This window comes from Kistimonas scapharcae, assembly GCF_039540975.1.
GTDB lineage: Bacteria > Pseudomonadota > Gammaproteobacteria > Pseudomonadales > Endozoicomonadaceae > Kistimonas > Kistimonas scapharcae.
This window is the reverse complement of the sequence record NZ_BAABFL010000379.1, coordinates 1-11070: the sequence shown is the minus strand read 5'-3', so window position 1 is coordinate 11070 and position 11070 is coordinate 1. Positions and strand designations below refer to the sequence as shown.

Genomic DNA, 11070 nt, shown 5'->3' with positions numbered 1-11070 from the left:
TGACACGTCTCCTAACCCAAGGAAAACCAGTGTCGTAAGTTTAGACGGGAGAATGGCTTATGTTAGGTGGTAATCAGGTAACCATATATCGTTTGTCGTCATTGGCTGGCATGAAACGAGAAAGGTATTATGAGGATCATTGAGAACATCTATATCCCTGAGACGTTTTCTAACCAACTGCCCAAGCATACCTTCATCATCAGATTCGTCACTTTCTTCCGCAAGAATATCTAACTCCAAGTCCGACATATTGCTCACTGCATCATCGTCTGACGTGGGATTATCATCCAGATTCTCTGCTTCAGGTTGCCTCAAAATTGGCCTGACAATGGCTGTTCTCCGCTCTTTACTGGCTGGAAGCTCATGAGGGCCTGAATCATTCCTGCTTCTTTTCACCGAAGCGGATCGCTGGTTTTGTGATTCATTTCTTGGTTGTGGCACCATTTTATCGCTGCCACAATTCTGACAAATGTAAGCGCCCGGTGTGCCTTTCACTGGTGATGGCATAAATTCAACTCCTTTTAAATAAAACCTCCAACATAGAACCAAGAAATATTTACAGATATACAGAAAAAATCACTAACAATTAGGGTTAGACAAAACCCATTACTGGCTAAATTGTTTGCCGCGCTATCAGACAACGCCGTTAATACCACTCTGTAATTGAGTATGCGCAGTCTTATAGCGATACTGATGCATGAAACGAATACATGTTCTCCTATACCCACGAATATACGGCGATTTCAGGAATGGAGCGGACTGTGGGGCACTGAGTCACTGTCTTTCTATCGCAATAGTCGGACGGTCATGGGCGCTTTTATAGATCTGGCTGAACAATGGGGCGACGATATCGTCTGTCCTATCGCCGCAGAAGCTATGCCTTCGGCACCGGCCGATGCTGAGACCTATGGCTATCTCTCAGGGCTCATTCTCGAAGAAGTCCAAAAAGGCGTGAATAGGATTCTGTTGGCGCTGCATGGCGCCATGATCACAGAAAATACGCTGGATGGCGAAGGTACCTTGCTGAAACGGATTCGAGCTATTGCACCGGATATTCCTATTGCAGTGTCCCATGATTTTCATGCCAACGTCACCGTATCCACCGTAACAAACTGTACGGTATTGACGGGCTATAAAACGTATCCGCATACCGACCTTTACGAAACCGGATACAAGGCAGCCTGTATTTTATATGACGCCATGCAAGGTCAATGTAATCCGGTAATGGCCTGGCGGAAACTGCCTTTGATGTCTCACACCCTGAAGCAAGGCACTGACGACGAACCTTTCAAATTACTCATCAGGCGTTGTCGAGAGGCAGAACGTGAAACCGGTGTGTTGAATGTGTCTCTCTTTGGCGGCTTTCCCCTGGCAGACAGTCCATATACGGGGTCATCTGTGGTGGTAGTCACAGATAATGATGACTTGCTCGCCAACCGTATTGCGACAGACATCGCTGAAGCCTGTTGGGACAGCCGCCATCAGCAGATTTATCAATCAACCCCACTGAGTGATCAGATTCAAACGGCAAAAAAACTCACAGACGGCCCGATTATCCTGCTGGATCACTGTGACAATTGTGGCTCCGGCGGCACACAGGATGTCATGACAGTGATCCGTGCCATCATGGAAGCCGGGCTGGAAGATGTCATCGTTGCCGCGGTCTGGGATCCCAAGGCGGTTGCCACAATGCAGGCAGCAGGTGTGAATGCAGAGGTGGCATTACCACTGGGAGGCAATACGGATATGCCTGCTATCCAGCAATCCGGTCACCCCTTACAGGTTCAGGGCAATGTGACCCACCTGACCGACGGTCGCTTCCGGATTGATGGACCCATGTATCACGGCCTCGAGGTCAGCATGGGGCCTACTGCCGTACTGGATACCGGAAACATGCAGATTATCGTTGTTTCCCGTCATATAGAACCCTGGGATCCCGGTCTGTTCCACAGCCTCGGCATTGATCCTGCCCAAAAACGCTACCTGCTACTCAAATCCCGTATTCATTACCGCGCCGGCTTTGCGGACATGGCCAGGCACACCCTGTTGCTGGATGGCGATGGCGTCACTACCTCAGATTACCAGTTACTGCCCTTTCACCATCTGAAACGTCCTGTTTTTCCATTGGATCCGCTCTGTTCATTTGAACCCAACCCAGTGCCAAATGGTCTATGATCGGTGATTAATGGCCACACTCACTTAACCGTATGACTTTTAGGGTTAAGAATGGGCGGCATTAATGCTTTCGTTCCACTGAAATAGCAGGTCATCATGAAACAATCATTCTGGGTTCTGGTACTCTTGCTGCTGGCAGGCTGTACCGCACATGAAGCCGTTACCCGTGAGAATCTTATGCACCATCACTGGGTACTGACCTCAATCGATCAAAAAGCGGTACCTGACAAAACCGCTGGACAAGCGCAACCGGACCTGGAAATTGGCGAAAATCTCACCGTCAACGGTACAACGGGTTGTAATCGCTACCGGGGCCAGGGAATTCTGGACGGCAGCCTGTTCAAAGTACAACAGCTGTCCACCACACGACGCGCCTGTCGCCCCCCTTATAGCAACATGGAGCAAACGCTGACATCCGTACTCAATAGTGGCGCAGAGATTACATTGACCAAAGATACACTGACGCTGAAAAATGCCCAGAACACGCTGGTATTTACCCTCAGGGACTGGCTATAAGCCGTCCCTGTTCGGGTTACACCTCATGCATGACGGCGATGCAACGCTAACCACAACCCAGTCAGGATCAATCCACCACCCACAAAATGATAGGGATGAAGCGATTCGCCCAGAAACAGAAAGGCCAGAAACGCCACAAACACCGGCATCAAACTGTTGAATAGCGAGGCGCTGCTGGAACCCAGCACCCTGACGCCATTATTCCAGGCGAGATAAGAAAGAATCGAGGCAAATACCGTCACATAAACAAGCAGCGCCACACTCTGAAACGTCACGGCAAAGCCGCCGACAAGTGAGTATTCCCAAAGATAAAAGGGCAGGAGTACGGGCATGCCAATGCCAACCAACACCGTCAGTATCACGATCCCAGGTAATGGTATGGCAAACCGCTTATACAGAACGGAGTACAAGCCCCAGAAGGTCACTGCCACCAGCATATAAAGATCCCCCTGGTGGCTTTTCAGCAACAGTAATTGCTGCCATTCGCCGCGGCAAATGACATACAATAAGCCAGCCAGAATAATCAGCAGCCCAATTACCTGACGCAGGCGCGGGATTTCACGCAGCAAAAAAATACTCAACACAATGGTGACTAACGGCAGGGATGTCTGAATCAAGGCGATATTGACGGCCGGCGTACTCTGGGCGGCAAGATATAACAGGGTATTGAATGTCGTGATACTGAGTACTGCCAGCATCAGTAAGCGATAGCGATAACACCAGATAGACTTCCGGTGTTCGTGTAGCTGTCGCCAGGTAATCAGTAATAAGCAGACAAAGGCAAAGAACCAGCGCCAGAATGCCAGCGCTACAGGGGGCACGACCCCAATACTCATTCGCCCTGCCACGCTATTCCCTGCCCAGAACAAGATCGCAGCCACCAAAGCGATGGTGGCCGCCGCCCGGTTGCCTGATGGCAAAAAACGCGCATAAACCTGACTTTTTAACATGACACTCAACATCCCCAAGGCAGAGTCTTGCTGCTGTACCCCGCCCACTGAAACTTTTATGATAAAAACCAGTCAACGCAAAGGCCTGATACCATCAAAGAAAGGAGCCTGTGCATGGAATCATCCGGCATCATTACGTTCTGGTTTGAAGAAATCGCACCGCGCCAGTGGTTTGTTAAGGACAGTGACTTTGATGAACAGATTCGGCAACGTTTTTCCGATGTGCATCAGGCCGCAACACGTTGTGAGTTGTCACCCTGGCGAGAGACACCGGAAGGCCGGCTGGCAGAGGTGATCATACTGGACCAGTTCTCCCGTAATCTCTACCGGGATACCCCACAGGCCTTTGCATCCGACTCACTGGCTCTGGCGCTGGCTCAGGAAGCAGTCAGAAACGGGGATGATAAGGCACTGACACCGCATCAGAAAGCCTTTCTCTATATGCCATGGATGCATTCGGAATCGACAGTCATTCACCACGAAGCCGTCGCACTCTTTAGCCAGCCCGGATTGGAGGACAATTACCAGTTTGAATTACGCCATAAGGCGATTATTGACCGTTTTGGTCGTTACCCTCACCGCAATGCTTTACTGGATCGCCAGTCTACCCCGGAAGAACTGGAATTTCTTCAGCAACCGGGCTCCTCTTTCTAATCCCTTTTTATGTGTGTGGTCATACTACTGACCACACACTACTTCTGACCCAATCGTTACAAAAAAAGCTGGCGCAATGCCTTTGAAATCCTGAAAATCGCCCACATATAACCACATCCTTACCCGCACCTGTGGAGATCCTATGAAGCGGATTGTTCTTTTCCTGGCGACCAACCTGGCCGTTATTCTGGTTTTGAGCATTGTCTTGAACCTGGTGTACACCATGTTCGGCATTAACCGCTCCAGCATGGGCGGACTGCTGGTATTGGCCGCCGTATTCGGTTTTGGCGGCTCACTGATTTCACTGTTCATGTCTAAATGGATGGCACTTCGCAGCACGGGTGCCCAGGTGATTGAGCAACCCCGTAATGCCACCGAAAAATGGTTGTTGGACACCGTTGCCCGCCAAGCACAGTCAGCCGGCATTGGCATGCCACAAGTGGCCATCTACAATGCCCCGGACATGAATGCCTTTGCCACCGGCGCCAATCGCAATAATGCGCTGGTAGCCGTGAGTACAGGGCTGTTGAACAGCATGAATGCGGATGAGGCTGAAGCGGTACTTGGCCATGAAATCAGCCACGTCGCCAACGGTGACATGATCACTCTGACCCTGATTCAGGGCGTGGTGAATACGTTCGTTATTTTCCTGGCACGACTGATTGCTGGCGCTATCGACAACGTCATGCGCAATAACAATGAAGAAGGCCAGGGACTGGGTGGCTTTGCCTATATGGGCATCGTCATGGTGCTGGAAATGGTCTTTGGCGTACTGGCCAGTGTCATTGTCATGTGGTTCTCACGACAGCGAGAGTATCGGGCGGATGCCGGTGGTGCCAACCTGGCCGGTCGCCAGAAGATGATTGCCGCCCTGCAACGACTGCAGAACAACATGGAACCCCAGCTGGAAGGTTCTTTGATGGCCTTTGGCATCAGCGGGAAACATGGTGCTGCTGAATGGTTCATGAGTCACCCGCCGCTTGAGAAACGGATTGCAGCTCTTCAACAAGCTTGATCCTACTAGGTAAACACACTGAAACCCAAACGCCCTGGCTGAGACCGGGGCGTTTTTTCATTTCCTCAAAGCAACTCAAGAGAGGCTGTTTGCTCTACATTCACGGATGAGTTGTCCGACACCGGTGGCGTCCATGCCAGTTCCAATGACTTCATGGTTCGATAGAGAAAATTGGGTTGGTACTCAATGGTCTGATCGGCTTTCAGATGTAAATCGGGACAACGATCCATCAACACTTCAACAGCAACTTGTCCCTCAAGGCGTGCCAACTGGGATCCGAGGCAATAGTGAATACCTTTACCGAAGGCAAGATGATGCTTGGCAACATCTTTCCGACCCGGCGTGAATGTTTCCGGATCAGCAAACATCCGGTCATCATGATTACCTGCACCAAACAGCACCTGTACAGCGGCACCTTCTGGAATCGTCATACCGCCCAACTCAGTTTCCCTGGTCGTATAACGCATCATGCTCTGCAGAGGCGAATCGATCCGCAATACTTCTTCACGTACCGTCGCAATCATACTGCGATCACGGCAACAAGTTTGCCAAAAGGCAGGATCAGCCAAAAGGCGATAAAGCAGATTACAGATCATGCTGGTCACCGTCTGATGCCCCGCCCAGGTGGCACTCATACAGACATTGACCATTTCTAATGTGGTCAGAGGCTCCATTCCCTCCTGTCGGGCATGGATCATGTGTGAAATCAAATCCTGTTTCGGATGTCGACGTTTTTCCTCAATCAAATCATGATAAAAGTGCTGGAAGGCAACAAAGCCCCGGGCATTTTCCAGTTGCTCCTCCAGTGACAGAGGCGCCGCCAGCAGGGCAACCCAGTCGTCACTCCATTGTTTCAGGTTCGCCAGATGTTCACGATCCACACCAAGGACATCGCCAATCACAATCAGAGGAAAGGGAAAGGCGTAATGTTCAAGAATATCGACCTCACCGCGATCCACAAACTGATCCACCACTTCATTGGCAATGAAACGAATATGCGGTTCCATCGCTGTAACAATACGTTGTGAAAACGCCTTGCCTACCAGGCTTCGTATGCGGTCATGATGCGGTGGATCATTGTCAGTCATGCCAGGCACCTGGGGATAACCCTGTTCCAGCACTTCAACGACTTCTGCCGGCAACCGGCCACTGTTAACCGTGATAATTCCCAGGCTGGAATAGGTATCCGTATCCTTGAGCACCTTAACGACATCGTCATAGCGTGTGACGATCCACATCTGGTAAAGCTCACTGAAAAATACCGGCTGCGTTTCCCTGGCCAGACGGTACATACCATAAGGATCGCGGGTCTGCTCCGGAGACAATGGGTTATAGGCAGCGCCGATATCCGTTGGTTCACTCTGATGGAAAGGACATCCTGTCATTGTGCTCACCTTCACTGATTATCCGGTTGTTCAAAGGTTGTTGGCTGATGGCGAACCACACGGCTCATCCGCTGATGTCTATCCGAGGCTTTCCTGTGACGAACCAAGTGCTCTTTCAGAATGATTTGTCCTGATTCAGGGTCGATGGCCCAGAATTGAGATAGCTCTTCAAACAGCGGTTGCTCTTCCTGCGTTTGAGCAAGTTCCATCAACGCACAGGGACACTGCCCATGTTTGTTCGTGAATGATATCAGACGTTGATTCAGCATCGCTTCCTGTCGCTGATATAAGGCACGTGGCTGATCAGTTATTCCTTGATTTAACAACAGCAGACGATCATTGATTGCCTGACAAACCGTTGGTGTCCCAATCAGGTTTGCGATGTCAGACATAACCACTGAACAACGCTCAGTATCCTGCAAGATGGCGAAGTAGTAATAGCCAAGTAAAACACCGGGCAACCAATCCCGAGGATTTGCACGAAATAATGATTCAACGTGAACGATTGCTGATAAAGATTCATCGTTTGTTAATTGGATGGAAAATATCGTTCCGAAGGTATCAAGCCTTTTACCAATTTCAGAAAAGAAACCGATGATATCCATCCAATTATCGGTATAGTTCACTGCCCTCAGTGGACGGATTTCCCTGATCTGCTGTTCTAGGCTACTACGTAGCATCTCTCTATTATTCGTAATTGCAACTGGCTCGGTCATTGCCTTTCCTTTGACTGTAAGCACTTGCTCCCTGTGATGAATCATTGCGTCTTGGTTTAAACCAATCGCTTCATCTACTCTTTTTTTAGATAAGCACAGACATCAAACCATTGCATCGAGGGAATCATCATGGATGTGCCTGAAATACCCAATACAGGTCGAATACTGGATGTCTGGCTGGGCGGCAAGCATCATACGCCTGCCGATGTCGAAGCAGCCATGCAGTACTGTCGTATCTATGATCGCAGCCCGGAAGTTTTCCAGACGCTGAGACAGTTTATTGTTCGGGCCTGCCAATCACTCAATCAACAAGGTATTGATCGATTTCTGGTACTAGGGGCGGGAATCCCGTCCTGTGGTAATGTTCATGAAGCCGCTCCGAATGCTCGCGTACTGTATACCGATATAGACCCCTACAATATCCAGTTGGGCAAAGAGATCTTAAAGCATACGCCACGTGCCGATTACGGTTTTTGCGATGCCAATGATTTCTCAACTTGCGATAGCACATTAATAGAAAACGTTCTGGGTGCAGATGACAATACCCCAATTGGATATGTGGTGGTCGGAGTCAGTGTGTTCTTGAACGATGAAGCCGTTGCCAGATTATTTAAGTCTCTGCATGAACATGCGCCCGAAAGGAGTCAGGTGATATTTGATCTGGATAGTGATGCGCTAAGCAATTACCCGGAAGCCTTAGAGCTCTTAGGTGACGGTTTTCACATGCGTACCCCTGATGCATTCAGCGCACTGATAAAACCATGGCAGCTCACTGAATCCGGTATTCAACCCGTCCAAACCTGGCACAACGATAATGACAATACAGACTTGCCAGTTTTCATGTATGGCGGCGTTGTAACAAAATAATTCAATTCGCAACTAGCGACGTATCACCTTATTACCCAGCGAACGACGCGTCTCCCAGCCGGATAACTGTAATTCCGGCTCGGTATGCTCTTCCAGCGGGTAGCCAAGACAAAGATAGGCAATGAATTGCCAGTGATCAGGCACTTCGCAGATACCCTTCACCACACCAGGGTTCAGGATGGACACCCATCCCAAACCAACACCGTGGGTTCTTGCAGCGAGCCACAGCGAGTAAATGGCCAGAACGGATGAGTAATGCAGGGTTTCCGGCATCGTCGTCTGCCCCAATCCATGCCCCTGATCAGGGTTCACATCAACAAAGGTGGCAATCTGGACAGGCGCTTCACGGAGTCCCGCCAGTTTAAGGCTGGCATACCGAGCCGCCCGGGCACCTGAAAACTGCTCTAATGCCGCGCGATTACACTGTTCAAAGTCTGCGGTTACCTGCGCCCGCCGCTCCACATCGTCAACCATAATGAAGCGCCAGGGCTGACTCAACCCGACGGATGGAGAAAGATTCGCGATATCCAGCAATTCATCCACCAACCCGTCAGGCAGTGGACGGGTATCAAACCGTCGCACATCCCGCCGCCATTCGAGCAGTTGCCTAAACTGGTTTCTGAACTGCTGATCAAACCGAGGTGGCGTCGCTGCCATTTTTTGCATAGAAAAGCCTCTCCCTGGCCCTGATCGAATGATTATTACAGAAGTATCAGACTCCAAATAACGTATTACGTCTTAAGCTCAATCACTGACAGGTGATGTCGACTCATGACTGATCACCGGGTCATCCTGTTCGGTGTTAATTTTTAATGTTGCACTTAATGGCTTCTCGTTAACGGTTAAGCTCGCATGGTCGTGGCTATTCAAGGTGACCTTGATCTCATTCTCACCCGTGGTGAAATAATTCCCGGGCAGATGTTCATAGGGTCCATAAAGGCGTTTGACTTTTTTGCCATTGATAAACAGATGCGCATGCCCCTGAGCCAGCTCTTCATGTCGAACCGCTGCATACTCCGGTGACTCAAGCTCAAAATTCCGGATATTGAGATGCAGATTAAACCCCGTTACCGCATCGCGGAATAACAGCAATGATAATTCCGGTACTTTCACACCCTCCGGCAAAGCAACCATTTCCTCATGATGACAGCAGGTACGATCTCCCCCGTGCTGAGCATGAGAAGAATGCATACCGTCTGCCAGCAGTGGTGTGATCGACGCACCCAACACACTGGAAAGAAAAACAGACATCAACACACGATTATTGCTGTGCCATTTGGCCATGACCACATCTAACCTCACATAATTGAAAAAGACTGATCAAGCGTGGTAACCGTTTATAAGGCTACCTAATAAAAAACATAGAACATTACGCATTGATTGCCTTATACCGATCCGTTGGGGCGGTAAGGACGTGTGTAGGGGGGAGTTCAGAAGGCCACAATAATTACGCGCCTAAACCATTGCCATCCAATCCTGTGAATTATCAGGATTGGATGGCAACTGAACGTAAGAAACTGACTGGTACTTCAGAAAATCTCTATCACAAAAAGCAATTACTCCGGCTTAACGGCTATAGCGTTGTCACTGGATAAAGAATGCGATCGTTATACCCTGTCAGTACGGTCATTGTGCCACAGAGCGCCTGATCCAGTTCGGTATCACCGGTATCCAGCAGGAGCGGACGTCCATCAAGTTCTCTTATTTTGGTTTTAGTCGCCAGAACCAGAATATTCTCTCGTCCAACCATACGGATGACATCCGGACTCAACTGCTGGTTGCCTCGGCCAAATAAATGTCCCTGGCCGCCTATTGCCGTGACCAGCAGCTTGACCGGTTTATCCTTAATGTGCTCCAGTATGCTTTGCTCCGACATATCAGAAGCAATCAGGGTTGCATTGCAGATGAGATCAACACCAAGCAGTGTATTTTCCAAACCAAGGACATCCATCACACCCTGGGTGGTCGAACCCGGCCCTACCAGATAAAGAACATCGTCCTCCATGATTTCATCGCGGAAATAATCGGCAATATCCTGAACCACCAGCGCTTCGACTTCACGCCCGGCCTGTTTGACCTGCTGAACATAGCGGCCTTCTTCCGGTACTAAAAGATCACCATAGTGTTTTGCCCTGACGCGGCCTTCACGGAAGGCTGATTCATCGATATCCCTGACATCCTGTTCCCGCAGCCCCACCAGCTCACCCCGAATCAGCATGGCGACCACTTGCCCTGCCGCAGAGGGGGTTACCGCGTATACACCTGAGTGAATTTTTACACCTGAAGGAATCCCCAGCACCGGCTGCGCATCACTCACTCTGTTACAGATATTTCTGGCAGTACCGTCGCCACCGGCAAAAAGTATCAGATCAACGCCGGCCTGTTCCATCGCAACTACAGCCGCTTCAGTATCTTCAGGGGATGTCTGCTTATGGTCAGAGTTACCAAGCAAATGATTGACGAAACCCATGCGCTTCAACAGGGCTCCGCCCATGTCATCACGCCAGCTCAGAAATCGAATCTGACCCTTAAGCGGAAGCAGTTTTCGCAGTGCAACCTCGGTGCGTGCCTCAGCCCGGGGGATGGCGCCAAGCGCCAGCGCCTGCTCGACCGTTCCAACACCATCACTGCCCTTCAGGGCAACGCGTCCGCCAAGGCCGGCAACCGGATTGATAATCAGTCCTATGGTAAACAACACAATCCCCCTAAATACCTTAACTCCCGCTTAACGATCTGAAGAAGTAAGGCTAAATTGAATGAAGAGAGCGTCCCCTGTGCTCTTCAGGCAAAAT

12 protein-coding genes are annotated in these 11070 nt (G+C 50.0%); 5 read left to right on the top strand and 7 right to left on the bottom strand.

The genetic code is table 11. The annotated features are described in order from the left end of the window. Nucleotides 1–57 precede the first annotated feature (57 nt). Complete coding sequence (locus ABD892_RS13815; RefSeq protein WP_345196382.1) at nucleotides 58–507, bottom strand: hypothetical protein; 450 nt, start codon at nucleotides 505–507, stop codon at nucleotides 58–60. 162 nt (nucleotides 508–669) lie between these two features. Here ABD892_RS13815 and ABD892_RS13810 point away from each other — a divergent pair, with 162 nt between their 5' ends. Both ABD892_RS13810 and ABD892_RS13805 read left to right on the top strand, forming a co-directional pair. Beyond that, nucleotides 670–2175, top strand: a complete 1506-nt coding sequence (locus ABD892_RS13810) for a M81 family metallopeptidase (RefSeq protein ID WP_345196380.1) — start codon at nucleotides 670–672, stop codon at nucleotides 2173–2175. A gap of 96 nt (nucleotides 2176–2271) precedes the next feature. Further along, on the top strand, nucleotides 2272–2691 hold the full coding sequence (locus tag ABD892_RS13805) for an META domain-containing protein (RefSeq protein WP_345196379.1): 420 nt from the start codon (nucleotides 2272–2274) through the stop codon (nucleotides 2689–2691). A 23-nt stretch (nucleotides 2692–2714) separates the two neighbouring features. Here ABD892_RS13805 and ABD892_RS13800 read toward each other — a convergent pair whose 3' ends face one another. Beyond that, nucleotides 2715–3641 carry a DMT family transporter gene (locus tag ABD892_RS13800; protein ID WP_345196377.1) on the bottom strand — a complete coding sequence of 309 codons (927 nt, stop codon included), beginning with the start codon at nucleotides 3639–3641 and terminating at the stop codon, nucleotides 2715–2717. A gap of 114 nt (nucleotides 3642–3755) precedes the next feature. Here ABD892_RS13800 and ABD892_RS13795 point away from each other — a divergent pair, with 114 nt between their 5' ends. Both ABD892_RS13795 and htpX read left to right on the top strand, forming a co-directional pair. Further along, a complete protein-coding gene (locus ABD892_RS13795; protein WP_425559257.1) occupies nucleotides 3756–4295 on the top strand; it encodes a DUF924 family protein in 540 nt (179 codons plus the stop codon). A 142-nt stretch (nucleotides 4296–4437) separates the two neighbouring features. Continuing rightward, nucleotides 4438–5310, top strand: a complete 873-nt coding sequence (htpX, locus tag ABD892_RS13790; protein WP_345196376.1) for a protease HtpX — start codon at nucleotides 4438–4440, stop codon at nucleotides 5308–5310. A 65-nt stretch (nucleotides 5311–5375) separates the two neighbouring features. On the opposite strand, the gene ABD892_RS13785 is transcribed toward htpX, so the two are convergent. Together ABD892_RS13785 and ABD892_RS13780 are read right to left on the bottom strand one after the other, a co-directional pair. Beyond that, entirely contained in the window at nucleotides 5376–6695 is a 1320-nt protein-coding gene (locus tag ABD892_RS13785; protein ID WP_345196374.1) for a cytochrome P450, read from the bottom strand. 11 nt (nucleotides 6696–6706) lie between these two features. Continuing rightward, nucleotides 6707–7411, bottom strand: a complete 705-nt coding sequence (locus tag ABD892_RS13780; RefSeq protein WP_345196373.1) for a hypothetical protein — start codon at nucleotides 7409–7411, stop codon at nucleotides 6707–6709. A gap of 129 nt (nucleotides 7412–7540) precedes the next feature. On the opposite strand from ABD892_RS13780, the gene ABD892_RS13775 reads away from it, so the two are divergent. Beyond that, nucleotides 7541–8278: an SAM-dependent methyltransferase gene (locus ABD892_RS13775; protein ID WP_345196372.1), complete on the top strand. Its 738-nt coding sequence runs from the start codon at nucleotides 7541–7543 to the stop codon at nucleotides 8276–8278. 12 nt (nucleotides 8279–8290) lie between these two features. Here the strand turns inward: ABD892_RS13775 and bluB are convergent, their stop codons facing one another. From bluB to ABD892_RS13760, 3 genes are all read right to left on the bottom strand, one after another. Further along, the gene (bluB, locus tag ABD892_RS13770) at nucleotides 8291–8944 is read right to left on the bottom strand and encodes a 5,6-dimethylbenzimidazole synthase (RefSeq protein WP_345196371.1); all 654 of its coding nucleotides are present in this window, start codon (nucleotides 8942–8944) and stop codon (nucleotides 8291–8293) included. A 78-nt stretch (nucleotides 8945–9022) separates the two neighbouring features. Continuing rightward, on the bottom strand, nucleotides 9023–9562 hold the full coding sequence (locus ABD892_RS13765; RefSeq protein WP_345196369.1) for a hypothetical protein: 540 nt from the start codon (nucleotides 9560–9562) through the stop codon (nucleotides 9023–9025). Nucleotides 9563–9851: 289 nt separating this feature from the next. Further along, nucleotides 9852–10973 carry an ATP-NAD kinase family protein gene (locus ABD892_RS13760; RefSeq protein WP_425559256.1) on the bottom strand — a complete coding sequence of 374 codons (1122 nt, stop codon included), beginning with the start codon at nucleotides 10971–10973 and terminating at the stop codon, nucleotides 9852–9854. Between the last annotated feature and the right edge of the window lie 97 nt (nucleotides 10974–11070).